We start from the raw sequence: 26,254 nt of genomic DNA on the forward strand, positions 1-26,254 counted from the left end.
ATAGCGGACAATTGCGGTGAAGATCTCCGCCAGCTGAAAGGTCACTGCCTGTGTCGTCGTCTTGGCTAGGCTCTGCCGTCTCTGAGTTTGGCGAGCGCTGCAAGGCGAAGTTGGCGGGGCCTGGAGAAGCTGAAGCCGCGATTCGGGCGCCGATTGAGCAGCTACTTGCCGCTGTTGGGGCACAACTAGAGCTCGATGTCGTGCCACACGATGAGGTCCGGGACAATGACCGTGGGGTTCGCCCGGACTACGCGATAAGCGTTGGCGGGGCAATCACTGGATACCTGGAGGTCAAGAAGCCGGGCGCCAACTTGGACCCCGACTCGATGCGTGGACACGACCTTAAACAGTGGACCAGACAGAAGGATCTCCCAAACCTTATCTATACCAATGGAACGGAGTGGCGACTTTACAGAGACAGCGAACTCGTTGGGGATCCGATTCATCTTGCCGGTGGAAGCCTTCGAGTAGCTGGCAGTAAACTTGTCGCGCCTTCGGAGTTCGAGCAGCGAATAACCGACTTCCTGCGGTGGGAACCGGCTCCAATCACCAGCGTCATCGCGCTTGTTCGAGCCATCGCACCACTTACTCGCCTTCTGCGCGGTGAAGTGATTGATCAGCTCGCAATGGAGAAACGCAGTATCAGGGCGGGTGGACGCGCCGAGGACCAGCCCTTCCACGGACTCGCCCGAGACTGGCGGCAGTTGCTGTTTCCGACTGCGAGTGATGCGACTTTCGCCGACGGCTACGCACAAACCGTCACGTTTGCTCTACTCCTAGCCCGCACAGAGGACATCAGCCTTGCCGGGGCTGGCGGACTACATGCGGTAGGAACAAAGCTTGCCGGACAGCACTCACTCATGGCTCGAGCGCTTCAACTACTAACCGACTACGTCGCAGATGACTTCAGGGTCACCATCGACCTGCTGGTTCGAGTAACCGAAGCGGTGCAGTGGCCGAAGATCCGTGGCGGTCGTCGCGACACGTATCTACACCTGTATGAGACGTTCCTAGATGTATACGACCCCCTGCTCCGACAACAGTCCGGCTCGTACTACACCCCTCGCGAGGTGGTGGAGCAGATGGTGCGCCTCACCGAAGAGGTCCTTGAAACCCGTCTTGGTCGAAGTGCAGGTTTCGCAGATCCAAACGTGGTCGTGGCTGATCCGGCAATGGGAACGGGAACTTTCCTTCACACGGTTATTGAGCATGTGGCAGAGCGAGTCGCTGAGCGTGACGGAAGAGGGGCGGTATCCGGCGCGGTAAGTCAACTCGCCGAGCGCCTCGTAGGTTTCGAGCTTCAAACCGGACCTTTTGCCGTTGCCGAGCTTCGAGCCACCGATCTGCTGACTGACCTCGGCGCCAGCCTGCCACCGAGAGGTCTAGGGCTATACGTCACCGACACTCTCGACGATCCCCATGCTGAACAGACACAGCTCGGGTCCGGCCTCGAACTAATCAGCCGCTCTCGTTCGCGCGCGGCTCAAATTAAGGCAAAGACGAAGGTCACCGTGGTGATCGGCAACCCTCCGTACGACGAACGAGCTCAGGGCCGGGGAGGCTGGATTGAAAACGGTAGCGACAGCGAAAAGACGGCCAGGGGAAGCGGCTATTGCCCGCTGGACGATTTCCGGGCCGAGGGAAACGGTCGTACCGAGTACGTACTCAAAAACCTGTACATCTATTTCTGGCGTTGGGCGACATGGAAGGTGTTCGACGCGAACGCAAACGTTCCCGATGGCGATGTCGGTGTCGTCTGCTATATCACCACCTCGGGTTACCTCCGCGGTGCCGGATTTAAGGGCATGCGCGAATACCTGCGCCGCACCACCAGCGAGGGCTGGATCATCGACGTTTCCCCAGAGGGAATGCGACCAGACGTCGCCACACGGATCTTCCCCGGAGTACAGCAACCACTCGCCATCGCGATCTTCACCCGTCGCCCAGACTGCGACTCAGATGTGCCGGCAATCATCCACTACACAGCGATTCACGGCCGCCGAATCGAGAAGTACGCAGCGTTGGCTGCGCTGAACCTGGACGGCAACAAGTGGCGACAGGCACGCACGGCGTGGCAAGCACCGTTTACCCCTGCCGCAGACACCGACTGGGACGACTTTCCTGCGCTCAATGATCTGTTTCCTTGGACCGCGCCAGGTGTGAAACCAAATCGCACATGGGTATATGCCCCGGCGAGAGATATTCTGATTAAACGGCTCGAGCGACTCATCGCCGAGAGTGACCTGACCTATAAAAAGGAGCTCTTTAAAGAAACGTCGTCATCAAGCCTCGAGACGGTCACCAAACCACTGGCAGGACCGGATACCGAGCAAGCCACCACTAAACCGCTCTCCGAAGCCAGCCTCACCCACGCCCAAGCAGCAAAGCTTGTGCGAGTCGGGTATCGCTCATTCGACCGCCAGTGGCTCATAGCCGACCGCCGGCTGATGCACCGACCTTCGCCTGATCTCTGGTCTGCTCGTCGCCCTGGCCAACTCTTCGTCGTCGAGCAGCATTCAAAACCGATCAGTGACGGCCCAGGTGTCGTGTTCTCGGCACTCATCCCTGATATGGACCACTTTAAGGGCAGCGAAGGTGGACGAACCGTGCCGCTACTGCATCCCGGTGGTCGACCAAATGTAGCCGCCGGCCTCTTGGGCGCGTTGTCCACGTTAGCGGGACGCCCAGTCACGGCTGAGGATGTAGTTGCATACGTAGCAGGAGTGGTCGCTCATTCCGGTTTCACCGACCGTTTTGCGGACGAGCTGACCACTCCCGGCATCCGAATCCCCGTGACGACAAGGTCAGATCTGTTTCAGCAGGCAATGAGTTTCGGTAGAGAAGTAGTGTGGCTCCATACCTACGGCGCGGTGTTCGTAGATCAGTCGAGCAGGAGACCTGCCGATGATGTTCGGTTACCCGCTGACGACGCTCGTCGAGTGACGAATCTTTCGGCGATAGCCGAGATGCCTACAGAGATGACGTATGACAGGGAGACGCGCGAGCTGCGACTTGGGCGAGGATCTTTTGGGCCGGTGACGCCCGAAGTATGGGAGTACACCGTCGGAGGCAAGAACGTTCTCAGATCATGGTTCGGATATCGCAAGGCAGAGCCTGGTGGGAAGAAGACCAGCCCGCTCGATAAATTGCACGTGACTTCGTGGCTCCCCGAGTGGACCGGCGAACTGTTGGACCTGCTATCGGTGCTGACCCGCTTGATTGCACTCGAAGACGCGCAATCGAAACTGCTGGACGAGATCATGGCTGGGTCGTTGGCTTCTCGAGACATGCTCGCCAGAGCCGGCACTGTCTGGCCCGCCGCCGATAGGGACCCGCAGCGTAAGCCTGACTACGCGAATGCGCGGCCTGAGGTGGATGAGAGCGACGAAGGTCAGTTGGGGTTTGCCTTCAGTTAGAGAACGGGTAGCTGCCGAACCCGAAGCACGAACGCTCCATGCAATGGGCCTGGTGCACGGATAGGTGACAGGGTTAGTCACGCGGCCTGAGGGGCCTCGTGGTTGATGATGGTCTCGAATTCAATGGGGGTCAATCTGCCGAGGCGGTCCTGTCGTCTGCGGCGGTGGTAGGTCCGTTCGATCCAGTGCACGATGGCGGCCCGGAGCTCGTCTCTGGTGGGGGCGGATTCGGATTTAACCGGTGGATCGTGTACCAGTTCGCCGAATTCCCCACTGCCAGTCGGGGAACTCGGTTTCAAGCTGGCTGATCCGTGACCGCGAGAGAATACTTCTCCGGTACTCGCTGCGACGCTTCGCCGCCCACTGGCCGATCGGAAAGCCGTCGATCGTGGCGTCGCGAGGTGGCGAGCTGGTGCCGTGTGCGGCGGCGTAGCGGTGCAGGTGGTCCAGGCCGACGTGGAACGGTGGTCGGGCCCGCAGGGTCCACTGCCAGTCGGGGAACTCGGCTTCGATCTGGTGGACGTGGTCAGGTGGCATTTGTCCGGACCGGTATTCGGCGCGACGGGTGGCGACCCAGGTACCGATCGGGAATCCGTCGATGACGTCGTGCCGGCGGGCATTGCTGGTGCCGTGGCGGGCGACGTAGCGGCGCAGATGGGCCACGCCATCGGCGAAGGACGTCCGGGCGTTGGTCTTCCATCGCCAGTCGGGGAACTCGGACTCGAGTTGCGCGATCCGCTCCGCGGGCAAGACGCCGCGGCGATAGTCGGTGCGTCGTGTGTTGACCCACCGGCCTATCGGGAATCCGTCGATGACGTCCCGCTGGCGTGGGCTGCTGGTGCCGTGCACGGCCCGATACCGATGTAGCTGGGCGATACCCTCATCGTATCGGCTGGTCACGGTCACCTAGTGTGCCTGTTGCCGCCGGGCGGTCGATCACCCACCCGGCGTTTTCAACCTCGACCATCGAGGGGTTCGCGGCGGGCAATCGCGCTGGTGTCTAGCTGTCACACGGCGTGGGATCTATACTGGGATCGAGAGGTGATTACCATGACAGCAGCGCATCCGCGGCCGGATTTGGCCGCCTATGCCGAAGCGGCCCGTATGTCGCAGCCCGAACTCGTGGCTGCGTTGCGCGATCTGCTCGGCGCGAAACTCGTGGCCTACCTGGGTCGGGTGAGCGAGACCCGAGCGGTGCGGCAGTGGGCTGAGGGCACCCGCACCATCGCCAACCCCGAGGACGTCGAACGGCTCCGGATCGCCTACCGCGCCGCCCGCCTGATCACCGAACGCGACACCCCCGCCGTCGCCCAAGCCTGGTTCCAGGGCCTCAACCCGGTCCTCGACGACCGGGCGCCGGCGTTGCTGCTGCGCGACGGCGAGCTCGCCGACGTCGGCCCCCAGGTACTCAACGCTGCCCGCCAGTTCGCCGCGGTGGGATGAACCAACCCCGCACGTCGACGATCGGCACCCTGCACGGCCCGATCACCACCAGCATCCGGGCCGCCACGCCCATCTATCGGGTCGGGTACGCACCCAGTCCGTGGGAGTGGACGCCGTGGGAGTACGCCACCGACGGCCGCTTCGCCGGCCGGTGGGACGACCCTGACGGGGTGTGGCGCACCCTGTACTGCGCCGACACTCCCCTGGCCTGTTACCTCGAAGTCCTCGCCTTCGCCCGACCCAGCCCGCAACTGATCGCCGAGCTCGACGACATCGTCGTCGACGACGAAGACGAGCAGGACCATCCCACGCTGCCGCCCGGGCACGTGCCGCGATCGTGGTGTGAGGCAAGGATGCTCGGCCACGCCACCCTGACCGGACGGTTTGCGGTGCCCGCTGCTCCGGACAGCCTCGCCACCCTGCGAAAAGTGTTTCGTCCGCTCGCGATCCGCTACGGGCTCGATGACCTCGACACCGCCGCGTTACGGGACGGGCGACCCCGCGGTCTCACCCAGGCCATCTCCCGCTGGCTCTACGCCCTCACCGACCACGGACAGGCAGCGGTCGACGGGATCGAGTTCGACTCCCGCCACGGCGACCAGCTGCGCATGTGGGCGCTCTACGAACGCGCCGCCGACCCCGACATCAGCCCCCACATCGACGTGGTCGACCACTGCCCCATCGACGCCGCGGATCCACAACTGGCCCGCGCCCTGACCCTCCTCGGACTCGAGTGGACGCCCGCATAGACCGACCTGAAACAGGCTGTCCCGCATCGTCGAACGAGCAGGAGGCTGGCTCGACCAGCCGTGGTAATGCCTACGACCGTCTCTTCGACTCCGGGATCGCCCACCTGCACCGCTACGCCGCCATGCATGGTTCGAACTCGCCGCCGCGCGGCGCGACGATCGACGGGTTCGCGATCGGTCAGTGGGTCGTCAACCGCCGTGCCGAGTACCGGCGGGGCCATCTGTCGGCCGAGCGGATCCGCTGCCTCGAAACCGAGTTCCCCGGCTGGGTGTGGAATGTGCGCGAAGCGATGTTCGACGTCGGCGTGACCCATCTGCGCCGTTTCGCCGCCGTCCACGGCACGAGCAACGCCGGAGAAGGCGATGTGGTCGACGGTTTCGAGATCGGTACCTGGGTCGCGTCTCGTCGCGCCGACTACCGCAGAGGCCGACTGTCGGCCGAGCGCATCGCGCGTCTGGAGTCCGAGTTCCCGGACTGGCAGTGGCTGCCTCAGGACGAAGCCTTCGCGGCCGCGTTCGAGACCGGCCTGTCCCACCTCCGCCGCTACGTTGCCGCCCACGGGACCAGCCAGGTCCCTCAGCGGGATGTGATCGACGGGTTCCCTATCGGTATCTGGGTCGCCACGCGCCGCGCCGACTACCGCAAAGGCCGATTGTCCGCGGAGCGGATCCGCCGCATCGAAACCGAGTTCCCGGACTGGCGGTGGACGGTACGACCCGCCGCCACGAAAAGCAGGCGGTGACACCGTGCCCAGCAAGCACGACTCCCCGACCGCTGGCCGCCGACGTGCGGACGATCGGCGGTTCGACGCCGGGATCGCACACCTGCACCGCTACGTCGCCGCGCAAGGTTCGAGCTCGCCGCCCCGCCACGCAACGATCGGCGACTTTCGGATCGGCGCCTGGGTCGACAGCCGACGCACCGACTACCGGCTGGGCCGGTTGTCGCCCGAGCGGATCCGCCGCATCGAAACCGAATTCCCCGACTGGCGGTGGAACGTGCTCGATGCCGCCTTCGCGATCGGGATCGCACACCTGCGCCGCTACGCCGCCACCCACGGCACCAGCAACCCCCGCCAGCACGACGTCATCGACGACTTCCCGATCGGCCAATGGGCAGCGAACCGTCGCGCCGACTACCGCACAGGCCGACTACCCCCTGACCGAATCGCGCTGCTCGACAACGAATTCCCGGACTGGCAGTGGAACCCCCAGGACGCGGCATCGGCCGCCGCGTTCGAGACCGGCCTCGCGCACCTGCACCGGTATCGAGTAGTGCACGGCACCAGCAACCCCCGCCAGCGCGACGTCATCGACGGCTTCGCGATCGGCCAGTGGGCGGCGAACCGTCGCGCCGACTACCGTCGAGGCCGACTGTCGACCGACCGGGTCCGCCGCATCGAAACCAAGTTCCCCGACTGGCAGTGGACCATCCGAGGCCGCTCCTGATCCGACACCAGACCGTCGGGTTGAGGCAACGGGTTCAAAACCCGTCCAGTGTCAGTTCGAGTACGGCCGGAGGCACCCAAGCAAACATGGGACGGGATTGTCCGGTTTCGTAACGATGTCCGAGTGGGTTGCTATAGGTAGTTGACATTGGATCGGCCAGTGCGTGCCGGTCGCCGCTTGTGTGAAAGGCTCTCCCGCTCAATGGCTATGCCCCCGCTCCCCCCTGCCGTCTCCTCTCCAGAGTCGCCGGCCACCCCGTCACCTCGCAAGACTCGATCCCAGGTTCTGATCGGCAGCTGCGCGGCTGTGCTGGCCCTGGCGCTGGGGGCGTGCGGGACGACCGACACGACCACCGAGCGTGTCGCTGACACCTCGACCCTGCCTGCGACGACGACGTCCACGGCCGCGGCGTCGGAGGTGTCGCTGCCCACCGCGACGCCGGTCGTCACGGTGTCGGCGGCGCCGGCCGCGAACAAAGCGCTGGCGACACTGGACACCCTCGAGGTGAAGGGTCGCGCACCCAAGACCGGGTATGACCGAGCTCTGTTCGGACAAGCCTGGACCGACGATGTGAACGTCGACAGCGGCCACAACGGCTGCGACACCCGCAACGACATCCTGCGCCGCGACCTCACCAACATCGTGCTCAAGCCCGGCTCGAACGGCTGCGCAGTGCAGTCCGGAACCCTCGCCGACCCCTACACCGGCACCACCATCCCATTCGTGCGTGGCCAGCAAACCTCGTCGGCGGTGCAGATCGACCACGTCGTCGCGCTGTCGGATGCATGGCAGAAGGGCGCCCAGCAGCTCTCCGCGGCTCAGCGAGCGGACTTCGCCAACGATCCGCGCAACCTGCAAGCCACCGACGGCCCCACCAACCAGCAGAAGGGCGACGGTGATGCCGCGACCTGGCTGCCGCCGAACCGTTCCTACCGCTGCACCTACGTCGCCCGTCAGGTCGAGGTCAAAGCTGCCTACCAGCTGTGGGTGACCCAGGCCGAGAAGGACGCCATCACCCGCGTCCTCGGTAGCTGCGGCGCCGCGGTTCCGGCACCGACGACCCGCCAGGTCCCCAACACCCGGACCTCGACGGCGACACCGCTCCCGGAACCGGCCTACACGCCGCCGACGACGACCTACACCCCGCCACCTGCGGTTGAGGCGCCGTCGTCGGTCTACTACGCCAACTGCTCGGCAGTCCGTGCCGCGGGCGCGGCCCCGATCTACGCCGGCCAGCCCGGTTACAGCAGCAAGCTCGACCGAGACGGCGATGGCGTCGCCTGCGAATAGTCACCCCGCCATCCCACACGCCGTCACGACGGTCTTTTCGGATCGTCGTGACGGCGGTCTAGGCTGCGGTCGCGGCACCTTCCCGGGTGTTGCGAACCCTGTCGTCGAGAACTCTCAAGGAGTGGTCATGGCTGGAATTGCGGACAAGTTCGACAAGGCATACGAAGACAAGTCGCTGGCCGAGCTGGCCGATGCGCCGGTCGCGGCGCTGCAAGGCGTCAGCGACGGCGACGCGGAAAAGCTCCAGGCGGCGTTCAACATCAAGACCGTGCGTGACCTGGGCACCAACAAGTTCTTTCTCTGGGCTCAGGCGGTTGCCAAGCTCGCCGAATAGATCGGCCAGCTGCGCGGAATACCACGGGTGGGGCCGCCGTTGACTGGTGCGACGGTGGCGGGCTCATTGCCCCGGGCCTCACCCCTTTCCGTCGCTGCGTGCGGCCACTCGCCGAGAGGCGCACTGACCGGCACCGTCCCTCAACGCACTGAAGCCGTCGACCCACTCGGGTCGGCGGCTTCAGTCGTCACCGGCACCGCGTGTGTTCACCGTGGGATGACGGTGCCTTCGGGGAGGTCGTACTCGGCGAGGATCACTTCGTCGCTGTAGACGGGTGGGAAGTCGTCGCCGGGAGTCTGTGGGACGGCGAACATGAGTTTGAGGAACAGGCCGGGGTCGGCTCCGTCGAAGGCGCGCAGGGAGATTCACGGCCGTGCACCGAACGGGTCGTCGATGTGGCCGTCCCATCCGCCGAGCTGGTCGAGATAGTTGGCGAGGGTGCGGCCGGGGTAGCCGAATCGGGCGGCGTAGTTGATCGCGGTGGTCTCTGCGGTGATGCGTACGCGTTCGATCACGGCGTGAGGATAGACGCCGACCGGGCGGTGAGCGAGGACAGTGGAGCGTATGGCTTCCATGGCGCCGATGCTCGCAACTGCGGGTCCTCCCCCGTCGGGTTCGGGCTGGTCGTGGGAGATGAAGTTCGATGGTCAGCGCTGTGTCGCCCGAGTCGCCAGCGGTGAGGTGTTGCTGTTGAGCCGCAACCTCAGCCCGATCACCTCGACCTACCCCGAGATCACGGCCGCTCTGGTGAACGCCAGTGGTGGCCGCGACGTCGTGGTCGACGGTGAGATCGTGGCGCTTGACGCTGCCGGGCGGCCGTCGTTCTCGCTTCTGCAACGACGCATGCACACGCCGCGGCCGGGCCGGCGGCTGCTTACCGATGTTCCGGCGGCGTTCTATCTGTTCGACGTCCTGGAGCTCGACGGCTCCGACGTCGCACCGCTGCCCTACCTCGAGCGCCGCGAACTGCTCGACACCTCGCTCACCAATATCGGCGCGGTGCAGGTCACTCCGTACTGGCCTGACAGCTCCGCAGAACCGATGCTCGAGCTCGCGACGACGTTCGGCCTGGAGGGCGTGGTCGCCAAGCGAGCAACGTCGAGATACGTGCGGGGGCAGCGATCCCCGGCATGGGTCAAGGTCCCGTTGCGGCTCAGCGCCGAAGTGATCGTGTGCGGGTGGACCGGCCGGCCGGCCATGGTGCGGTCGCTGCTGGTCGGCGGCTACCGGCCCTCGGGTGAGTTGGTCTATCTCGGCGAGGTCGGTACCGGGTTCACCCAGCGGCACCGCCGCGAGATCGCCGAACAACTCGCGGCGATAGCGCGCCCCGAGCATCCGTTCACCACCGAGCACTTCCCCACCAGGATCAGAAACGTGCGGTGGGTGCGACCGGTGTTGATCGGCACCATCGAGTACCGCGAACTCACCCGCCGGCTGCGGCATCCCTCGTGGAAAGGCTTGCGCACCGACAAGACCCCGGACGAGGTGATCTGGCCCGAACACGACACCAAGCCCTGACTACTCGGGCGTCGACTCACCAACCTGCACGCACCACGATGGCCCTGTGGCAACCGACCCGCCGGGAGGGCGGCAGCGCAGCGCCAGCGGAGTCAGCTGGTGGCTTCTCCGAGTCGTTCGACCTGTCCGCCGACCTCGTCGGCGTACGCCTGGGCCTCGGTGGCTTCGTCGTCGGTGTAGACCCGAACACCGGCCGGCTTACCGGGCTGCCGCACGATCAACGTCAGCTCCCCGATCGCGACGCGACCGCGTGTGGGTGCGACGCGATTCGTGGGCCCGGCCCCGGCATCGTTGTTCTCGGTCATCGCTCGGCGGCGTCCTCTCGCGGTTGCAGCGCCTCGGGCGGCACCCACATCGTGATGACGGCCGACGAGACGTGATTGGCGCTTTCGACCGGCATCTGACAAATGCCGCGCCACAGACCATTCGAGACCTGCAACCACGCCATGAGGAGCGCGGGCATGGTCGGTTCGATACGGGCACCGGAGGCACGCACCCGCAGTGACACTCCCCCGCCGGCGGCATATGACCGTCCGCAGGACGGGTCAGCGATCGCCATGTCGATCAGCACGGGCCTGGGCGGGTCGACCACGCGTAGTGTTCGGGTGTCGGGCCAGCGATCGAACATGCTCACAGTGTGATGTATCGGGACATCGGTGACGTTTCTGCATCTGGACATTGGTGACACTTGGTGTGTCAGGACTTCGGTGACGGTGCGGTCTTCTTGGTGGGGCGTGGGCCGCGGGGTTGTCGATTTCCGACGTAGGTGATTCCTGGGGCGGGTCGGGGGTGTTCGACGAGGACTTCGCCTTCGGTGTTGGCGATGACGATTGTGTTGTCGTCGGTGACAACGAGGACCTGGTCGAAGGCGTGGTCCACATCGACCATGTAGGTGACTGCGTCCACGCTGATGGTGCCGGAGGTGCTGACAGTTCTGGCCAGGACGCCGTCGGGTAGGTCGGTGGGTTGCCGCTGTGCGGGCCGAGGGCGTGGTGTCGGCGGATCGAGCAACGGCCGACCGAATTTGGGGTGTGGCGCGTCGGCTTTCGGTGTTGCCTGCCAGGCGGTCAACGGTGTGACCCGCCCGGGCAGTCCTTGGTGAGGCCGCTCGGTGTTGTAGATGTGGTCGAACGCGTCGACCTGGGCCTGCAACTCGGCCAGGGTGTCGGCAAGTGGCTGTTTGTCCAGGTAGCGGAACAGTGTCTGGTGGAAGCGTTCGTTCTTGCCCTGCGTGGTGGGCTTGTAGGGCTTGCCGGTGATTGTTTCGACTCCGAGCGCGTGGGCGTGTTCGACGAGTTGACCGATGCGGCCGCGGCGTGAGGGGTTGAAAGCGGGCCCGTTGTCGGTGAGGAGTCGCTGGGGCACGCCGTGAAACGCCCCGGGTTTGTCGGAGGCTCTCGAATCTGTGAAGGATGGAGAGCATGGCAGCACCACGGAAGTACAGCGTTGAGCTGAAGGAGCGGGCGACGCGGATGGCGGTGGAGGCCCGCAAGGACCCAGCCACGCGACCAGGGGCGCTCAAACGGATCGGCGATCAACTCGGTGTGCACCCGGAGGCGCTTCGCACCTGGGTCAAGCAGGCCGAGATCGACGGCGGGGTCCGCCCGGGCACCACGAGTGAGGACGCTGACCGCATCGCGGCGTTGGAGCGGGAGAACCGTGAACTGCGGCGAGCGAACACGATCTTGAAGCAGGCTTCGGCTTTCTTTGCGGCGGAGATCGACCGCCCACAGCGCTGATCGTGGAGTTCGTCGCGGCTCACCGCGATGAACACGGAGTCGATCCGATCTGTGCGGCATTGCGCGATACGTCCGCCCAGATCGCTCCGTCCACGGTACGAGCCCACCTGAGCCCCCAGAAGACCGAGGCGCCTCGTGTGGTGCGTGACCGGGAGCTCCTTACCCAGGTCCGCGCGGTGCATGCCGACAACCTCGGCGTCTACGGTGCCCGCAAGGTGCATGCCCAATTGCGCAGACAGGGCCATAGGCGTTGCCCGCTGCACCGTCGAGCGATTGATGAAAGCCGATGGGCTGCAAGGGATAGCGAGACTCAAGACACGCAAGACCACGCGCAGCGAGGGAGCTGAAACACCCCGGCCGGCTGACCGGGTCAACCGTCAGTTCACCGCGGCGGCACCGAACGCGTTGTGGGTGGCGGACCTGACCTACATCCGCACCCACTCGGGCTGGGTGTACGCGGCGTTCGTCCTGGACGTGTTCTCGCGGATGGTCGTCGGCTGGCAGGTCTCGACCACCATGCACACCGACCTCGCCCTCGACGCCCTGAACATGGGATTGTGGGCACGGTCGCGTGCCGGCCACGACGTGGCCGGGCTGATCCACCACTCCGACCGCGGAGTGCAATACCGAGCCATCCGCTACACCGAACGACTGGCCGAAGCCGAAGCGGTGACATCTGTTGGCTCCAAAGGGGATTCATACGACAACGCGATGGCTGAGGCGTTCAACTCGCTGTTCAAAGCCGAATGCATCCGTAACCCCGTGATGCGCCCGCGAGGCGGCTGGGCAGGTGTGGGCGAGGTCGAGATCGCCGTCGCTGAGTACGTCGAATGGTTCAACCACCGCCGCCTGCACGGCGAGATCGGACACGTCCCACCCGTCGAGTACGAGAGCGCCTACTGGTCGACCCACACCGTCACCAGCTACCGTGAGAACCCGGTCCCGGCAGTCGCTGGAACCAAGTAAACGAGCCCCCAGCAAACCCGGGGCGATTCACCGTGAGCGGTCACCGCCTTGTCGAACACCGCGATCGCGGCGTCGGAGGTCTCACCGGCGGCCACGTGGGAGCCCACGGCGTAGCGAGAGTGATCGTCGATCAGTTGCAGGATGACGCACGTACGTCCGCCGGTCAGAACGTATTCGGTGCCGTCGAGTTGCCAGCACGCATTCGGTGCGGGATAGACGAACCGCCGCCACGCCGAGCGGGGCTTCTTTTTCGGTTCACGCCGGGCTACTCCGGCATCGCGGAAGATGCGGGCCAGCGATGCTGTCGAGGGGACCTGTGCCATGCCCATCGACCGCATCTTGTCGTGCACGCTGATCGGTCCGTGGTCCAGACCCGACCTTTCCAAGGCGGCGCGCACCGCCACCGCTTGTGACTTGACCTCGTCACTGAGCGCTGACGGGCTCGACTTTGGGCGGCGGGTCCGCGGTTCGAGGGCTGCCGCGGGCCCCTCGACTTTGGCGCGTTTACGCAGCTCGTAGAACGACTTTCGAGAAATTCCGTGTTCGACGCAGAATGTTGAGACCGCTCCGCGGGGTGCATCATCAGGCCACTGCGAGATAGCTAGCCGGACGACAGGGTCGATAGGTTCATTAACAGCCACCGTCTGAGCGTTGAATGCGGCACGTGAGCTGACCCGAGGATGGCGGTTCGATCGGAGCCCAACCGGTTGCTTGTCGTGGACACCAACGCGAAAGCGCAAGCCTGCTTCCAGGTCGGCCACCTTGTCGCCTGCATCGACGTGTGTCAATATTGACGCGTGTCGAATAAGAATCTCCTGCTGCCACCCGGCCGCGGCCTCAGTAGCGACGAGACCGGGGCTGTCACCCCACTGTTGAAGGCACTCGCTGATCCGGTTCGACTGCGGTTGCTGTCGGAGGTCGCTGCGCATCCGGGCGGCGAGGCGTGCGTGTGCGACATCTCCGGGCCGTTCGAGCTGTCGCAGCCGACGATCTCGCACCATCTGAAGGTGCTGCGCCAGGCGGGTCTGGTGACCAGCGAGCGCCGCGCGACCTGGGTGTACTACCGGGTGAACACCGAAGCGCTGCAACAACTGTCGGGCCTGCTGGGCGATCTCGCCACGGTCGTGGGGGAAACGCGGTCGTGTGAGGCCGACCAGTGACCGCCACCGACACCGCGGTCGCGGGCAAGTTGTCGACGCTGGACCGGTTTCTGCCGGTGTGGATCGGCGCCGCGATGGTCGCCGGACTGCTGCTCGGTCGAGTCGTCCCCGGCCTGGGTGACACTTTGGCGGCGGTCGAGCTCGACGGCATCTCGCTGCCGATCGCCCTCGGATTGCTGATCATGATGTATCCGGTGCTGGCCAAGGTGCGCTACGACCGACTCGACTCGGTCACCGGTGATCGTCGCCTGCTACTCGGGTCGTTGGCGTTGAACTGGATCATCGGACCGGCGTTGATGTTCGCGCTGGCCTGGCTCCTGCTCCCGGATCTGCCGGAGTACCGGACCGGACTGATCATCGTCGGCCTGGCCCGATGCATCGCGATGGTCATCATCTGGAACGACCTGGCGTGCGGCGACCGCGAAGCCGCTGCTGTTCTCGTCGCACTGAACTCGGTGTTCCAGGTGGTCATGTTCGCCGTGCTGGGTTGGTTCTACCTCTCGGTGTTGCCCGGATGGCTGGGCCTGGAGCAGACCACCATCGACACCTCGCCGTGGCAGATCGCGAAGTCGGTGCTGATCTTCCTCGGTATACCCCTGGTCGCAGGCTTCCTCACCCGCCGCATCGGCGAGCGAACCAAAGGCCGCGACTGGTACGAGTCCTCGTTCCTGCCGCGTCTCGGGCCGTGGGCCCTTTACGGGTTGCTGTTCACCATCGTCATCCTGTTCGCGTTGCAAGGTGAGCAGATCACGTCGCAGCCGTGGGACGTCGTGCGGATCGCTCTGCCGCTGCTGATCTACTTCGCGGTGATGTGGGGCGGTGGGTTCGTGCTCGGGGCCGCGATGGGGCTGGGGTATGCGCGAACCACCACGCTGGCGTTCACCGCCGCGGGCAACAACTTCGAGCTCGCCATCGCCGTCGCGATCGCCACCTACGGTGCAACATCCGGCCAGGCCCTGGCCGGAGTCATCGGACCACTCATCGAGGTCCCCGTCCTCGTCGCCCTCGTGTACGTGTCCCTGGCACTGCGGAAACGCTTCACCACCCCAACCACTGCCTCCAGCCCGGATGTGTCGAAGGAGCCGGCTCGCGATGCCTGAGGATCTGTTGGACGAGCAGCTAAGTCGCAGTGAACACCGCGCGCAGCCCGAACTGTTGATGCCCCATGCCGTGCTCGCCCGTACCGCCGCTGACCTGGCCGCCAAGTATGAGGGGGTGGTGTCTCGCCAGACGGTGGAACGCTGTGTGTTCGAGTCCTACACCGCCTTACGGCGCACCTCCCGGGTGCATGCGCACCTGACGACCTTGGCGGGCAGGTTCGCGGCTGATCGGTTACGCGCCCTGGCCCAGTCCGATGGATCGGTGCCCAAGGATGTGCCCGAAGTTCTGTTCGTCTGCGTCCAGAACGCCGGCCGCTCACAGATGGCCGCCGGATTGTTGACCCACCACGCCGCCGGGCGGGTACACGTGCGCTCCGCCGGGTCAGCCCCCGCGCACTCGATCAACCCGACCGTCGTCGAAGCAATGACCGAGATCGGCGTCGACATGGGCACGCAGTACCCCAAACCGCTCACCGACGATGTAGTCGCCGCCGCCGACGTGGTCGTAGCCATGGGTTGCGGCGACGCGTGTCCGATCTATCCCGGCAAACGCTATCTGGACTGGACGGTCGCGGACCCCCAGGGCCGTCCCCTCGACGAGGTTCGCGCGATCCGCGACGATCTTGACGCCCGAGTTCGTGGTCTTCTCACCGAACTCACCACCGAACGTGTGTGACGTATCTGATGTTCCTTCACAGCTGAAAGGGCTTGTGTCTCATGTCTACATCTCGACCTAGGGTGCTATTTGTGTGTGTCCACAACGCTGGCCGCTCGCAGATGGCCGCCGGTTTCCTCACCGCCTTGAGCCAGGGCAGCGTCGAGGTCCGCTCCGCCGGATCTGCTCCCGCCGACTCCATCAACCCGGCCGCGGTCGAGGCGATGGCTGAAGTCGGTATCGACATCTCCGCACAGTCACCGAAGATCCTCACCCCCGACACCGTCGAATCCTCCGACGTCGTGATCACCATGGGCTGTGGCGATGCGTGCCCGGTGTTCCCCGGCGTCAGCTACCGGGACTGGGCTCTCGACGACCCAGCCGGCCAAGGCATCGACGCGGTCCGCCCCATCCGCGATCAGATCCGCGGACTCGTCGCGAACCTCCTCGACGAACTGGTACCCGCCGACCAGCAGGTCGGCCAATGAGCACACCACCGCAGGTGTTGTTCGTGTGCGTGTCCAACCGCGGCAAATCGGTGATGGCCGAACACCTCACACCGACAGTCACCGACCGGATCACCCCATCCTCAGCCGGCACCAACGCGAAAATCGGCGGCCAGGTCAACGAACTGTCCGCCCAGGTACTCGCCGAAGTCGGCGCCGACGTCGTCGGACATCAGCCGCGGCAACTCACCGATGAACTGATGCAAGCCGTGGACCTGGTCGTGGTGGTCGGCACCGCCGAGGTCACCCCACCCGACGGCGTCGCCCTCGAAGTGTGGGACACCGACGAACCCTCCGGACGGGGCATCGACGGTATCGAACGAATGCGGCTGATCCGCGACGACATCACCAACCGGATCCGCGCCCTCGCCGACCGCATCGCGCGGTAGGCGAGAACGCGAACCGAGGCTGTCAGCAGCAGGCTGTGCGCGCCTCGGCCTGGTCTGCGGCGTTGCCGCCGCAGCACACCGAACCCTGCTCGGCGTCCTCGGTGGCGTTCTGTTCCAACAGTTTCGGGCTGGTCCCGAACGTCTCGGAGTCAGCCAGCACGGTGTAGACCTCCCACTTCTCCTTCGCCGGCCCGGTCACCCACACCTTGTCCTGCGTCGCGAAACAACAGGTGGAGTTGATCTCCTCCTGGGTGAACAGACCCTCCCCGGACAACCGGGCGATCTCGGCGTGCACCTTCTCGCTCGACTCGACCTCGACGCCGAGATGGTTGATCGTGCCGCCCTGGCCGGGATTCTCCAGCAGCACCAGCTTCAGTGGCGGCTCGACGATCGCGAAGTTGGCGTATCCCGGCTTGCGCTTGGCCGGGGTGGTGTTGAACAGCTTGGAGTAGAACTCGATCGCGGTATCGAGATCATCGACATTGAGCGCGAGCTGCATACGGGACATGACCATCACCTTCACCTGTGAGACATATATCGAACTACTGACACCTGCAGGGTGCCACCTTTTCGACATATGTCAAGTACCAGGGTATGGTCGGGTCATGCCGAAGGCCCTGCCGATGGTCGACATCAGTGCCCCGATCTGCTGTGCGCCCGTGTCGGCGGCCCCTCTCGATGACGACACCGCCCTAGAAATCGCTCTGCGGCTCAAGGCGCTGGCCGATCCGGTCCGGATCAAACTCGTCTCGATTCTGCTCACTGACACCGGTGAGGGGATCTGCACCTGCGACCTCGCGACCGCGGTCAGCCTCACCGAGGCCACCACGAGCCACCACCTGGGGCAGCTCCGCAAGGCCGGCATGGTCGCACCTGACCGACGAGGGATGAACGTCTACTACCGTGCCCGGCCAGAGTCGTTGGAAGCGCTGCGCAGCGTTCTCAGCGCCATCACGGGGTGCTGCTGAACCGTCGCAGGCGCGGTCAGTTGAGCACCTGCGTCAGCCCCCCTCATCGGCAACCGCGCCACGCAACGCAAGGCACATAGCGGTGCGTGGCGGAAACCAAATGAAGAAGTGTCACCACCAAGACCCCTCACACTGTCACCAGTGTCTTGATGCGGAAGTGACACCGATGTCCTGCGAGATGACAGAACATGCTCACAGTTTAACTCCACGGGTCGAATGGATGTTCGATGGTCGTGTAGTTTGTACGGGTAGGCGGGGGTGTGACCGGAAGGGAAGTCCGGAACCGTACGCACCCCCGCCGTTCCCACCGCTGGGAGGTGAATCGGTGGATGCGCGACCACGGTTGCACGTGACCCAACGTGCCATCCTCACCGAGGACGACAACGGTGTCTGGACGGGCCGGTATGGCGGAGAAAACTGGTCTGTGACAGCGGATTCCGAAGAGGACGCTCTCAAACGTCTGCGCGAGAAGCTCGAATCCCTCCTCGACGACGACGAGCGCACCGCACGCATCATCTCCCTCGGGGAGCAGGCCGCCCAGGGCCGCTACACCGGAGAGGGTTTCGAGGCGCGTCTCATCGACCAGGAGGCCTACGAGGATCGGATGATCGAGGCGATGGAGACCTATTTCGACCAGGACTGACCCGTGACGTCTGCGCACCTCGCGGCCCGCCGCTCTTCGCCGTGATGCAGCGGTGGGATCGCCGCCGCAGATCTTCGACCCCGCACTGGATCGTCGGATCGTCACGCGACCTGCTGAAAGGGCGTGGCGATCCGGCCTGCCGGGCCGTTCGCCAGGGGCCTCGCGACGGTGCCCGGGGACTCAGATTGCGCCGCTGTTCGCCGCGAACACCGCGGCGTAGAGGACTGCCACGGTCCGGGATGCTTGCTCGCGGACAGCGCTGTCGGGGTCGTGGAGGTAAGCCTCGACCGTCTCGATGAGATGGACTGGGGTCGGTCGGAACCGTCGGAGGCAGGCTATCGCTGTCGCCCGCACGCTGGGGTCCCCGATCTGGTCGGCAATGAGATTCACATCCTCTTGCTGGCCATGCTCGGTCAGGCACTCGAGGATCCCCGATCGACAGGTGCCCAGTGTGCGGTCTGCTGCGAGTCTCGATAGTTCGTCGTGATGGTCGCGGGATGCCAACTCTCGCAGCGCTTGCGCCGCTTCGGTCAAGGCTTCAGCGCTCACTGGTGGCTGAAGGTAGAACTGGTCGATGAGGGCCTCGGCGGCGCCGCAATCGCGGGTGCCGGTGCTGGCCAGCGACCGGCAGAGATCGATCCGGAGTTGATCGACCTCGCCGCTGTCGGTGAACCCGGACCGTTCCTCGATATGGCCCAACCAATCCACGAGAACGCTCGTGGGATAGGACGTCCGCCGCATGTCGGCTACGCCGAGGTGTCCGTGCGAGTGCGGCGGAGAAGCGGCGTGGGCAAGGTCGGCGGCGAGGCGCTGGTAGACGCGCTCTCGCCTCGACGACGCTGTCACATCGGTCCTGTCGATCGGCGGTCGACTTTTACCTGCGTGGGTAGCGCTGGAACGCAGCCTGGCATCGCGAGTCCTTACCGTCCGGAGCCGCCGCGGATCGGCTGGCTGTTCGGAGGGTCTGATGCATCTGGGCTGCTGGGATGTTCCGCCAGACCGACCGATCGGCCAGAGAGAATTTGTCCGGATCGACTTCGGTGGGTCCGCGCGCCTCGGAGCGTCTGTTAGCAACTGGATTGTCGGACTGGCGCCTCAGGACGTGGCGCTCGACGCCGCGTTCAAGGCCGGGTTGGCGCACTTGCGTCGCTGTGTTGCTACCCATGGCACCAGCAACGCCCGCCGGCGCGACGCCATCGACGAGTTTCGACCGGTACTAGGTCGAAACCCGCCGCGCAACATCACCGAGGGCGGCTGCGGGCCGAGCGTGTCTGGACCCTGGAGACCGAGTTCCTGGACTGGGACGGCGCGATCCGCTCTTGATTCTATGAACGGTCGCCGCGCCGACCGGATTCACGTCGGTCCAAGTCGTCTCCAGACGAGATGCATGAGACTCGGCGCGAAGGGTGCTGGCAACGCGCCTTGGAATGACTCCGTCACCGAACGACGCCACCTGCTAATTGCGGTTGAGACCGTGTCTGCGGGAGTCGAGCGCGTCCTTGAAGTGGTTCTCCGCTGCGTTGATCTCTCGGGTGGGAGTCGCGGGGTCGAACACCCGCAGCAGTGAGAACTGGAAGGTCGCTGGGTCGAGACTGCGGAGTTCAACGTTCCCGCCGTGACCGTTCGTCGCGTAGACGTTCCAGCGTTGGCGGATGCTCTCGCCTCCGTCGGCCTTGCCGACGTAGTGCCGTCCGTCTCGGGTGTCTGTGATCAGGTAGACGCCTCTGACGGCAGCAAGCGCGGTACGCCATGCTGCGTATCGGTGCTCTCGCATCACGCCTTGCAGTTCGGTGTAGGACAGGATCAGTCGGTCGAAACCAGGGAATGGCACAGGCTCCGCGTCCGCGATCTCCAACACGGGATAGCCAGATGCCGTTGAGGCGTTGATCCTCCAGGTACGCGGCGATCTCCAACCGATGACGAGCCGGTTCCTCAGATCTGAGAGGTGCTCGGTCGCAACGAGGTCGAATATTCGGACTGCCCCATCGTCCGAGACGACACCGCGGTTTTCTAACACCGACCATAGGCGGGCTCTGTCGCCGCCCTCGCGTATGAACACCACCCAGAAGCGGGGCGGATTCGTTGGGAACGTGCGTGATCGGGCGGACTGATGGCTGGTGTACTTCAGAATGTCGGCGTCGCTGGAGGTGGCCTCGAGTCCGGGCAGTCCGCTGTCGTCGCGCTCCTGGACGTATGCGTGACGGAGCACATGGGCTTGGCCGGGTTCGATACCGGCGCTCTCCAGTATCGAACCGAACGCGAGCGTGGTCATCGGCGACCACCTTTCTGCTCGATAAGCTATGCCGCCCGGTGGGTGGGTGTTCGATTCGCTTGCCGTCTCCCGGAAGCTTGGGTGAACGATGTCGCGCGGTTATGACCCGTGGAAGCACCAGACCCAACTCCACATCCAACGTTGGCATCTTCGGCAGAATCCTGCCGTTCGTTACTCGACCCGTCGTAGCGTCGATGGCATGGGCGACGAGCGAGTTTTCAGCATCGACGGAAACCAGGCCGTGCCAGCCGAACCTGTGTCACTGGCGGGAGGTAGGGCTTCGAGAACGTAGGGATCTGCAGGAGTGGGTGATCGCTCATCCGGAAATTCTGGGCTCCGGAGTCAAGGTGGTCACGATGGAGTTCGATCGGTGGCAATCCGGAGCCGGTCAACGCCACGCTGACCGACTCGATGTCCTGGGCATCGACACCGAAGGGCAACTCGTCCTTGCTGAGCTAAAACGTGATCGAGCACCGGACACTGTCCAGCTGCAAGCCATCAAGTATGCGGCCATGGTATCGCGATTCACGCCCACCGACCTCGCAGCGCACCACCAGCGCTACCTCAACAGCCGGGGCGGCGACGTCTCCGAGGAAGACGCGCGCGATCTACTCATCGAACACGCCGGCGCGCTCGATCTGGACACCCTCAGACGACCCCGCATCGTCCTTGTGGCGGGGGATTTCGACGCCACGACAACCGCGAGTGCCGTGTGGCTCAACGAGATGGGTCTCAACGTCACGCTGCAGCAGGTGCAGGCCTACCGCATGGCTCACGGGCTGGTGATGACTGTCTCGCAGCTCTACCCCGTTCCAGACGTGGAAGATTTCACCATCTCACCCATTCAGGCTGAGGCGAGATCGTTGACGCAACGACAGCAGAAAAGCGCAAGGGAACAATCGACGGTTGTTCGTTTGGCCCAGAGCGGTCTGCTGCCTGATGGCACCGCCTTGCATCTGAGAACCACTAACGAAGTGGACACTGACGCTCGTGCGCGGATCGACACCTGGATAGACGAAGACGCTCGACGCGGCCGAGCCGTCTGGTTCAACAGCCCCGCCGCACCGTTGAAATGGGAGTACGACCAGAAGCGCTATCGTCCTACCGCGATCGTGACCCAGATACTGCGGGAGGCTGCCGGGCTTGACCGAACCGTACGCGGTCCGCGGTGGTGGGTCACCGGCGATGGCCGAGACCTCACGCAACACGTTGGCAGTAGTCCTGCTCCGTTCAAGTGGGACAAGTTGCACGTAGCTCTGGCTGCGATTCCTTCCGGCATGTGGACGACATATGGCGATCTCGCCGAACTGGTCGGTACAGCCCCTCAACCGTTGGGCAATCACGTCACTCAGTGTGAGGAGTGTCCGAACGCTCACCGCGTACTCGGTGTCGGCGGAACGCCATCGCCGCGGTTCCGTTGGAGCATTGATCCGCTCCGAACCGATTCTCAGCAGCAAGCACTTGAGATGGAGGGTATCGCCTTCACCAACGGTCGTGCAGACCCTGACCGCTACCTCAAAGCCGACAGAATCGCACACACAATTGGCGAGACCGAGGTGTAGTGCCGCGTCCTCGCGCCTACCGCGCCGTCCGCACCGCTAGTCGGCAGATCGAGTACCAGATCGGCGAATGTTCCACTGCCAGTCGGGGAATTCGGTTTCGAGCCGCGTGATCCGGTCGGCCGGGAGGCGACGTCGTCGATACTCGGTGCGACGTTTGGCGGCCCAGGCGCCGATCCGGAAGCCGTCGATCGTCGCGTGGCGGGGTGGCGAGCTTGTGCCGTGTGCGGCGACATAGCGGTGCAGGTGGCCCAGGCCGACCTGGAACGGTGGTCGTGTCCGGAGAGTCCACTGCCAGTCGGGGAACTCGGCTTCGATCTGTTGGACGTGTTCGGCGGGCATCTGTCCGGCCCGGTACTTGGCGCGGCGGCTGGCGACCCAGGTGCCGATGGGGAATTCGTCGATGATGTCGTGACGGCGGGCGTTGCTGGTGCCGTGGACGGCGTTGTAGCGGCGTAGATGGGCCAGGCCGGCAGCGAAGGACGTCCGGGCGTTCGCCTTCCACTGCCAGTCGGGGAACTCGGACTCGAGTCGCGCGATCCGCTCCGCGGACAAGACGCCGCGGCGGTAATGGGTGCGGCGTGTGTTGACCCACCGGCCTATCGGGAATCCGTCGATGACGTCTTGCTGGCGCGGGCTGCTGGTCCCGTGCACGGCCCGATACCGATGCAGGTGAGCGATACCCTCATCGAATCGGCTGGTCACGGCGATCTAGTGTGCCCGCCGACGCGAAGAACCGACCCCATGACCCACCGGCAAACAGCTGGCGGCGCCCGAAGTTGATCACCGCCGACATCAGGGCGATCCACAACCTGTTCGATGTCAGTTGCAGGTTGCCGAGAACTCGAATTGCTTGGTGATGGGTACGGCGAGATCCCAGCTTTCCGCGGTCCCGCGAACCGTGATTCGGGAACCGTCTTCGTCGACGTCTTCGACTGAGCCTTTGCCCTGCTTGGCGGTGTACAGGACTCCATTGAGTCCGAACGACACCCTCACGAGTTTCGGTGGATTGCCTGGTTGGAGATCGGCAGCGAGCCCGGGTTGCCCGTCGGTGGGGTCCTGTCCGGTGATGTTGATGGAATCGCTCTGTCGGTAGCACATGAACTCAGCCGGGTCGATGCCCGGGAGTGGTTGGCCATTGACGGTGACGCTGAGTTCGGCGTAGGGGATGTCGATCTTGGACAACTCCGGCCGCGTATCCGCGGCTTCGGAGGCATCGGATTCCGAACATCCGGCTACTACGAGGCCGACCCACGATGCCACCAGCAGTGGCACCACGAAACGCTGACGGCTAGCCATAACTCTGTCTCCCCCTGGGCTGGTCGTGAGGCTCACGATCTGCTTGCTTGCTGCGGGACTGTACCGGTCGAGACCGCGAAGGGAAGGCACCGGATCGCCGCGGCGCCGATCGGTCACATACCGCCGGGGTCGCCGACGACGGAACACACACCGGCTGGGAACCGGGCGGGGCCCTTGCTGCAACTCATCACCGTGCAGCCATTGATTCGCGCGGCGCCGACAGGGAGATCCCTGCCGCCGAGCACCCGAGGGCGGTCGGCGTCTGCGCCCACGTCCGTGCGCGCGGCGGCCCCGAGCGGCACCGTCCGAGTGCGAGACCCGCTTGCGCACAGGGGCAACGCGTCACTGGCGGCATCGTCAGCCGCGAGGGAGGCCCACCGTTTCTCGGTTGCTGTCATGCAGCTGGTGTGCGAGGTGATCGGACGCCGGCGAGGACCGTCTCGTCTTGGCGAGACGGTAGCTCCGACGGTCGCGGACCAGATCGCGGTACTGGTCCGTCACGACGCCTTCCATATCGCGAAGACGGTTGCCGCGACGGCAAATAGGACCCAGAAGTCCTCGATCGGGCCATCGGTGCATCGACTCCATGTACAGCTGTGTGACCCCTGCGGCGCCGAGATCTTCGGTTCCTTAACCACTGCCGGCCAGGTGCGGCCATTCGCCGCCCGCGTCGAGCGAAGACCGTGTCGGATACGTGCCGGCGCGAGGCCGGTCAGCCGATCCAGTCTGGGCCGTGTCGCCTATCGGTGGCAGCTGGTTGCTCTTGAGTTCTGCTGAGTCCGCGGCTGGCGCTGACATCTGTCATCGGCTCGGCGTGACCTATCCTTTCCCGGTGGTTGCGCAGTCGTCGGTGTTGGCTCGGAGATGGGCCGATTCTGCACCGTTGCGTGCCCAGCAGTGGGGCCTGATCACCAGCGCCCAACTCCAGCGCCTCGGCGTGGCCGGGTCGAGTCAGCTTCTGCTCCGGCGCAACGGATTGCTGGTGTCGGTGGCCAGAGGTGTGATGCGTGAATCCCGCCCGCCGTCGGACGACCTGCTGGCCGCAGCTCAGCTGGCCTGGGTATCGGCAGCGCCAGGTTCGACTCCGGAAGAACGGCTTTCGGCCGAGCGGCCAGACTATGTGGTCACCGCGTACACCGCGCTGGCCCTGCATGGACTCGACGATCCCCCAGTCGAGACGCTGCCGCAGCTGGCAGTCACCGGGCGCTTCCGGCACCGGCAGACCGCCACCTACGCGATCGTTCCTCGCCGGGCAGATTTGTCGTGGGAGGATGTGGCGGTCCTCGATGGACTGCCCGTCTTCACCCCAGCCGCGGCGATCCGCGATCTCGCCGCGCACGGTGGCGCTCGGTTCGCCGACGACCTGGCCGACTACTTCACTGCTGTCGCCGGGGCCGCGGCCGGCCGCCCCGATCGTGCCGCCATCGATGCCGCGATCGCGGCCACCGGTGTCCGCCTGGACGCCCCGTCGTCTCCCCTGCCCCCGCTGCTGGCTGGCAAATGGGCCGATACTGCGTCGCTGCGGACGGCCCAGTGGGGCCTGATCACCAGCGTCCAGCTCCAGCAGCAGGGCGTGACCCGCAGCGATCAAGTGAAGCTGCGCGACGCGGGCCTGGTGGTTCCAGTCGCCAACGGAGTGATGCGCGAGGCCGACCGCCCTGGTGAGGGCGTCCTTGCCGCGGCGAAGCTGGCCTGGGTAGCGGCCGTGCGGGATTCGACCCCTGCTCAACGGTTAGCGGCGACCCGGCCTGACTGTGTGGTCACCGGCACGACCGCCGTGGCCATCCATGGCCTCGGCCAGCCCGGTGAGGGACTGCCGCAGCTCGCGATCACCAAGGAGCGCACAAACGGCCCACGTACGACCACAACCGCGCGCTATCTGGGCCGCTCGACAGCGTTGTCGTGGGACGACGTCGACATCGTCGATGGCCTGCCGGTGTTCACCCCGGCCGCGGCGATCCGCGACCTCGGCCAAGACAGCCGTGGCCGGCTCGTCGATGACCTCGCCGGCTACTTCGCCGACATCGCCATCGCTGCTGCCGACCGCCCCGATCGCGACGCCATCGTGGCGGCGATCGCTGCCTGCGGCGCCCGCCTGCGCACGGTGGTCTGCGATGCGCGCGCCATCCTCGACCGGGTCTACCGCACCGCAGGTGTCACCGACGACGACCTGTTGGCGGCCACCGTCTGGGGTGGCCTGTGGCAGCGGCGCTTCACCGCCGACCGGGTACAGCACATCGTGGCTACTGCGCTGTCGGTCGCCCTCGACACCATCGCCGGCCGAGCCGGAGACGATCTGTCCGCCACCCTGGTTCAGATGTTGGAACGCAACGGACAAGCGCGTAAATGTGTTGTGCCCGAATGCGAATGGTGGGCGGTGGAACAAGACCGCTGCTCCGCGCACGCGATCCAGCGGCGACGCGAGCGCGTGCTACTCGACCCCTCAGGCGTCGATTCCTCCACCACGCCGACTCCTCGCCGGTCAGGACATGGCTGGTGGGGCCACCTCGACGACGACGGCGAGACAATCGCCTGCCATGAATGCGGTGAGCGTTTCCGTGCGCTGACCCGCACCCATCTGGAAACCCACGACCTGACCGCCCGCGAGTACAAACAGCGCCACGGCATCGAACAGCGCATCGGGCTGGTCTCGACCGAGATTCGCGAGCGGCAGCAGCACCAGGTCGCTACCAACCCCCGAACCTCGGAACGGTTCCGCCGAAACCCGAACGCGCCACGCCTGACCGATCTACCGTCAGCCCTCCTCGACGACCAATCTCGCTGATCGAGGTCTCGTTC

General features: G+C 65.1%; 27 protein-coding genes, 3 pseudogenes and 1 other annotated feature. Of the genes and pseudogenes, 18 read left to right on the forward strand and 12 right to left on the reverse strand.

The annotated features are described in order from the left end of the window. Window positions 1-50: 50 nt before the first annotated feature. Entirely contained in the window at window positions 51-3,416 is a 3,366-nt protein-coding gene (locus Q9R39_RS21675; protein ID WP_269555546.1) for a type ISP restriction/modification enzyme, read from the forward strand. 77 nt (window positions 3,417-3,493) lie between these two features. Here the strand turns inward: Q9R39_RS21675 and Q9R39_RS21680 are convergent. Next, window positions 3,494-3,634: pseudogene (locus Q9R39_RS21680) on the reverse strand (IS3 family transposase); the annotation flags it as partial. Window positions 3,635-3,650: 16 nt separating this feature from the next. Next, complete coding sequence (locus tag Q9R39_RS21685) at window positions 3,651-4,316, reverse strand: helicase associated domain-containing protein (protein ID WP_311278230.1); 666 nt, start codon at window positions 4,314-4,316, stop codon at window positions 3,651-3,653. A 150-nt stretch (window positions 4,317-4,466) separates the two neighbouring features. Here Q9R39_RS21685 and Q9R39_RS21690 point away from each other — a divergent pair, with 150 nt between their 5' ends. The 6 genes from Q9R39_RS21690 (at window position 4,467) to Q9R39_RS21715 (ending at window position 8,681) form a co-directional block, all read left to right on the forward strand. Then, window positions 4,467-4,859, forward strand: coding sequence for a hypothetical protein (locus Q9R39_RS21690; protein WP_040526729.1), 393 nt, complete (start codon window positions 4,467-4,469; stop codon window positions 4,857-4,859). Continuing rightward, window positions 4,856-5,608, forward strand: a complete 753-nt coding sequence (locus tag Q9R39_RS21695; protein WP_311278231.1) for an RES domain-containing protein — start codon at window positions 4,856-4,858, stop codon at window positions 5,606-5,608. The genes Q9R39_RS21690 and Q9R39_RS21695 overlap by 4 nt, the downstream gene beginning before the upstream one ends. Next, window positions 5,593-6,351 carry a helicase associated domain-containing protein gene (locus tag Q9R39_RS21700; protein WP_311278232.1) on the forward strand — a complete coding sequence of 253 codons (759 nt, stop codon included), beginning with the start codon at window positions 5,593-5,595 and terminating at the stop codon, window positions 6,349-6,351. Before Q9R39_RS21695 ends, Q9R39_RS21700 begins: the two co-directional genes overlap by 16 nt. A gap of 4 nt (window positions 6,352-6,355) precedes the next feature. Continuing rightward, the gene (locus Q9R39_RS21705) at window positions 6,356-7,057 is read left to right on the forward strand and encodes a helicase associated domain-containing protein (RefSeq protein ID WP_311278233.1); all 702 of its coding nucleotides are present in this window, start codon (window positions 6,356-6,358) and stop codon (window positions 7,055-7,057) included. A 207-nt stretch (window positions 7,058-7,264) separates the two neighbouring features. Beyond that, window positions 7,265-8,347 carry a DUF1524 domain-containing protein gene (locus tag Q9R39_RS21710; RefSeq protein WP_396275728.1) on the forward strand — a complete coding sequence of 361 codons (1,083 nt, stop codon included), beginning with the start codon at window positions 7,265-7,267 and terminating at the stop codon, window positions 8,345-8,347. Window positions 8,348-8,474: 127 nt separating this feature from the next. After that, the gene (locus Q9R39_RS21715; protein WP_044508856.1) at window positions 8,475-8,681 is read left to right on the forward strand and encodes a hypothetical protein; all 207 of its coding nucleotides are present in this window, start codon (window positions 8,475-8,477) and stop codon (window positions 8,679-8,681) included. A 365-nt stretch (window positions 8,682-9,046) separates the two neighbouring features. Here the strand turns inward: Q9R39_RS21715 and Q9R39_RS21720 are convergent, their stop codons facing one another. Next, the gene (locus tag Q9R39_RS21720) at window positions 9,047-9,196 is read right to left on the reverse strand and encodes a hypothetical protein (RefSeq protein ID WP_311278235.1); all 150 of its coding nucleotides are present in this window, start codon (window positions 9,194-9,196) and stop codon (window positions 9,047-9,049) included. A gap of 49 nt (window positions 9,197-9,245) precedes the next feature. Here Q9R39_RS21720 and ligD point away from each other — a divergent pair, with 49 nt between their 5' ends. After that, window positions 9,246-10,199 (forward strand): non-homologous end-joining DNA ligase, encoded by a 954-nt coding sequence (gene ligD / locus Q9R39_RS21725; protein WP_211539863.1) that lies wholly within the window; start codon window positions 9,246-9,248, stop codon window positions 10,197-10,199. 92 nt (window positions 10,200-10,291) lie between these two features. On the opposite strand, the gene Q9R39_RS21730 is transcribed toward ligD, so the two are convergent. The 3 genes from Q9R39_RS21730 to Q9R39_RS21740 all read right to left on the reverse strand — a co-directional run bounded on the left by Q9R39_RS21730 (window position 10,292) and on the right by Q9R39_RS21740 (window position 11,564). Then, window positions 10,292-10,504, reverse strand: a complete 213-nt coding sequence (locus tag Q9R39_RS21730; RefSeq protein WP_211539865.1) for a hypothetical protein — start codon at window positions 10,502-10,504, stop codon at window positions 10,292-10,294. Then, the gene (locus Q9R39_RS21735; RefSeq protein ID WP_211539866.1) at window positions 10,501-10,827 is read right to left on the reverse strand and encodes a hypothetical protein; all 327 of its coding nucleotides are present in this window, start codon (window positions 10,825-10,827) and stop codon (window positions 10,501-10,503) included. The genes Q9R39_RS21730 and Q9R39_RS21735 overlap by 4 nt, the downstream gene beginning before the upstream one ends. 68 nt (window positions 10,828-10,895) lie before the next feature. Then, window positions 10,896-11,564, reverse strand: coding sequence for an integrase core domain-containing protein (locus Q9R39_RS21740; protein WP_396275727.1), 669 nt, complete (start codon window positions 11,562-11,564; stop codon window positions 10,896-10,898). 56 nt (window positions 11,565-11,620) lie between these two features. Here Q9R39_RS21740 and Q9R39_RS21745 point away from each other — a divergent pair. Continuing rightward, window positions 11,621-12,904: pseudogene (locus Q9R39_RS21745) on the forward strand (IS3 family transposase). After that, window positions 11,899-12,027 (forward strand) — a sequence feature (AL1L pseudoknot). It overlaps the preceding pseudogene by 129 nt. A 29-nt stretch (window positions 12,905-12,933) precedes the next feature. Here Q9R39_RS21745 and Q9R39_RS21750 read toward each other — a convergent pair. Then, window positions 12,934-13,503 (reverse strand): annotated as a pseudogene (locus Q9R39_RS21750) (IS481 family transposase); the annotation flags it as partial. Between the two features lie 198 nt (window positions 13,504-13,701). Between Q9R39_RS21750 and Q9R39_RS21755 the strand changes: the two are divergent. The 5 genes from Q9R39_RS21755 to Q9R39_RS21775 are packed head-to-tail and all read left to right on the forward strand — an operon-like array spanning window position 13,702 to window position 16,714. Beyond that, the gene (locus Q9R39_RS21755; protein ID WP_007240805.1) at window positions 13,702-14,064 is read left to right on the forward strand and encodes a helix-turn-helix transcriptional regulator; all 363 of its coding nucleotides are present in this window, start codon (window positions 13,702-13,704) and stop codon (window positions 14,062-14,064) included. Further along, window positions 14,061-15,164, forward strand: coding sequence for an ACR3 family arsenite efflux transporter (gene arsB / locus Q9R39_RS21760; RefSeq protein WP_005179505.1), 1,104 nt, complete (start codon window positions 14,061-14,063; stop codon window positions 15,162-15,164). The genes Q9R39_RS21755 and arsB overlap by 4 nt, the downstream gene beginning before the upstream one ends. Beyond that, on the forward strand, window positions 15,157-15,840 hold the full coding sequence (locus tag Q9R39_RS21765; RefSeq protein WP_005179509.1) for an arsenate reductase ArsC: 684 nt from the start codon (window positions 15,157-15,159) through the stop codon (window positions 15,838-15,840). The genes arsB and Q9R39_RS21765 overlap by 8 nt, the downstream gene beginning before the upstream one ends. 41 nt (window positions 15,841-15,881) lie before the next feature. After that, the gene (locus Q9R39_RS21770) at window positions 15,882-16,307 is read left to right on the forward strand and encodes an arsenate reductase ArsC (RefSeq protein WP_012834432.1); all 426 of its coding nucleotides are present in this window, start codon (window positions 15,882-15,884) and stop codon (window positions 16,305-16,307) included. Then, on the forward strand, window positions 16,304-16,714 hold the full coding sequence (locus tag Q9R39_RS21775) for a low molecular weight phosphatase family protein (protein ID WP_005179518.1): 411 nt from the start codon (window positions 16,304-16,306) through the stop codon (window positions 16,712-16,714). Before Q9R39_RS21770 ends, Q9R39_RS21775 begins: the two co-directional genes overlap by 4 nt. A gap of 22 nt (window positions 16,715-16,736) precedes the next feature. Here Q9R39_RS21775 and Q9R39_RS21780 read toward each other — a convergent pair whose 3' ends face one another. After that, the gene (locus tag Q9R39_RS21780; RefSeq protein WP_005179519.1) at window positions 16,737-17,222 is read right to left on the reverse strand and encodes an ArsI/CadI family heavy metal resistance metalloenzyme; all 486 of its coding nucleotides are present in this window, start codon (window positions 17,220-17,222) and stop codon (window positions 16,737-16,739) included. Window positions 17,223-17,319: 97 nt separating this feature from the next. On the opposite strand from Q9R39_RS21780, the gene Q9R39_RS21785 reads away from it, so the two are divergent. Together Q9R39_RS21785 and Q9R39_RS21790 are read left to right on the forward strand one after the other, a co-directional pair. Beyond that, on the forward strand, window positions 17,320-17,682 hold the full coding sequence (locus tag Q9R39_RS21785; protein ID WP_005179521.1) for an Rv2640c family ArsR-like transcriptional regulator: 363 nt from the start codon (window positions 17,320-17,322) through the stop codon (window positions 17,680-17,682). Window positions 17,683-18,007: 325 nt separating this feature from the next. Beyond that, complete coding sequence (locus Q9R39_RS21790; RefSeq protein WP_311278236.1) at window positions 18,008-18,325, forward strand: hypothetical protein; 318 nt, start codon at window positions 18,008-18,010, stop codon at window positions 18,323-18,325. Window positions 18,326-18,505: 180 nt separating this feature from the next. Here Q9R39_RS21790 and Q9R39_RS21795 read toward each other — a convergent pair whose 3' ends face one another. Next, on the reverse strand, window positions 18,506-19,399 hold the full coding sequence (locus tag Q9R39_RS21795) for a HEAT repeat domain-containing protein (protein WP_211539870.1): 894 nt from the start codon (window positions 19,397-19,399) through the stop codon (window positions 18,506-18,508). Window positions 19,400-19,781: 382 nt separating this feature from the next. Then, window positions 19,782-20,597, reverse strand: a complete 816-nt coding sequence (locus tag Q9R39_RS21800; RefSeq protein ID WP_311278237.1) for a GIY-YIG nuclease family protein — start codon at window positions 20,595-20,597, stop codon at window positions 19,782-19,784. Between the two features lie 308 nt (window positions 20,598-20,905). Here Q9R39_RS21800 and Q9R39_RS21805 point away from each other — a divergent pair, with 308 nt between their 5' ends. Continuing rightward, window positions 20,906-22,159, forward strand: a complete 1,254-nt coding sequence (locus Q9R39_RS21805; RefSeq protein WP_311278238.1) for an MGMT family protein — start codon at window positions 20,906-20,908, stop codon at window positions 22,157-22,159. Window positions 22,160-22,195: 36 nt separating this feature from the next. On the opposite strand, the gene Q9R39_RS21810 is transcribed toward Q9R39_RS21805, so the two are convergent. Next, entirely contained in the window at window positions 22,196-22,861 is a 666-nt protein-coding gene (locus Q9R39_RS21810) for a helicase associated domain-containing protein (protein ID WP_311278239.1), read from the reverse strand. A gap of 117 nt (window positions 22,862-22,978) precedes the next feature. Next, window positions 22,979-23,455: a lipoprotein LpqH gene (locus tag Q9R39_RS21815; RefSeq protein WP_211539873.1), complete on the reverse strand. Its 477-nt coding sequence runs from the start codon at window positions 23,453-23,455 to the stop codon at window positions 22,979-22,981. A gap of 832 nt (window positions 23,456-24,287) precedes the next feature. Here Q9R39_RS21815 and Q9R39_RS21820 point away from each other — a divergent pair. Continuing rightward, window positions 24,288-26,240, forward strand: coding sequence for a MucR family transcriptional regulator (locus tag Q9R39_RS21820; RefSeq protein WP_311278240.1), 1,953 nt, complete (start codon window positions 24,288-24,290; stop codon window positions 26,238-26,240). The last annotated feature ends 14 nt before the right edge of the window (window positions 26,241-26,254 follow it).

The organism is Gordonia sp. AC31 (assembly GCF_031844505.1).
Lineage (GTDB): Bacteria > Actinomycetota > Actinomycetes > Mycobacteriales > Mycobacteriaceae > Gordonia > Gordonia hongkongensis.

What these genes read in the sequence shown, in the direction of transcription:
- Q9R39_RS21690 (WP_040526729.1), top strand. Translation starts at nt 4,467, where the DNA reads ATGACAGCAGCGCATCCGCGGCCGGATTTGGCCGCCTATGCCGAAGCG.
- Q9R39_RS21695 (WP_311278231.1), top strand. Translation starts at nt 4,856, where the DNA reads ATGAACCAACCCCGCACGTCGACGATCGGCACCCTGCACGGCCCGATC.
- Q9R39_RS21710 (WP_396275728.1), top strand. Translation starts at nt 7,265, where the DNA reads ATGCCCCCGCTCCCCCCTGCCGTCTCCTCTCCAGAGTCGCCGGCCACC.
- Q9R39_RS21715 (WP_044508856.1), top strand. Translation starts at nt 8,475, where the DNA reads ATGGCTGGAATTGCGGACAAGTTCGACAAGGCATACGAAGACAAGTCG.
- ligD (WP_211539863.1), top strand. Translation starts at nt 9,246, where the DNA reads ATGGCTTCCATGGCGCCGATGCTCGCAACTGCGGGTCCTCCCCCGTCG.
- Q9R39_RS21730 (WP_211539865.1), bottom strand. Translation starts at nt 10,504, where the DNA reads ATGACCGAGAACAACGATGCCGGGGCCGGGCCCACGAATCGCGTCGCA.
- Q9R39_RS21735 (WP_211539866.1), bottom strand. Translation starts at nt 10,827, where the DNA reads ATGTTCGATCGCTGGCCCGACACCCGAACACTACGCGTGGTCGACCCG.
- Q9R39_RS21765 (WP_005179509.1), top strand. Translation starts at nt 15,157, where the DNA reads ATGCCTGAGGATCTGTTGGACGAGCAGCTAAGTCGCAGTGAACACCGC.
- Q9R39_RS21770 (WP_012834432.1), top strand. Translation starts at nt 15,882, where the DNA reads ATGTCTACATCTCGACCTAGGGTGCTATTTGTGTGTGTCCACAACGCT.
- Q9R39_RS21775 (WP_005179518.1), top strand. Translation starts at nt 16,304, where the DNA reads ATGAGCACACCACCGCAGGTGTTGTTCGTGTGCGTGTCCAACCGCGGC.
- Q9R39_RS21780 (WP_005179519.1), bottom strand. Translation starts at nt 17,222, where the DNA reads ATGTCCCGTATGCAGCTCGCGCTCAATGTCGATGATCTCGATACCGCG.
- Q9R39_RS21785 (WP_005179521.1), top strand. Translation starts at nt 17,320, where the DNA reads ATGCCGAAGGCCCTGCCGATGGTCGACATCAGTGCCCCGATCTGCTGT.
- Q9R39_RS21800 (WP_311278237.1), bottom strand. Translation starts at nt 20,597, where the DNA reads ATGACCACGCTCGCGTTCGGTTCGATACTGGAGAGCGCCGGTATCGAA.
- Q9R39_RS21815 (WP_211539873.1), bottom strand. Translation starts at nt 23,455, where the DNA reads ATGGCTAGCCGTCAGCGTTTCGTGGTGCCACTGCTGGTGGCATCGTGG.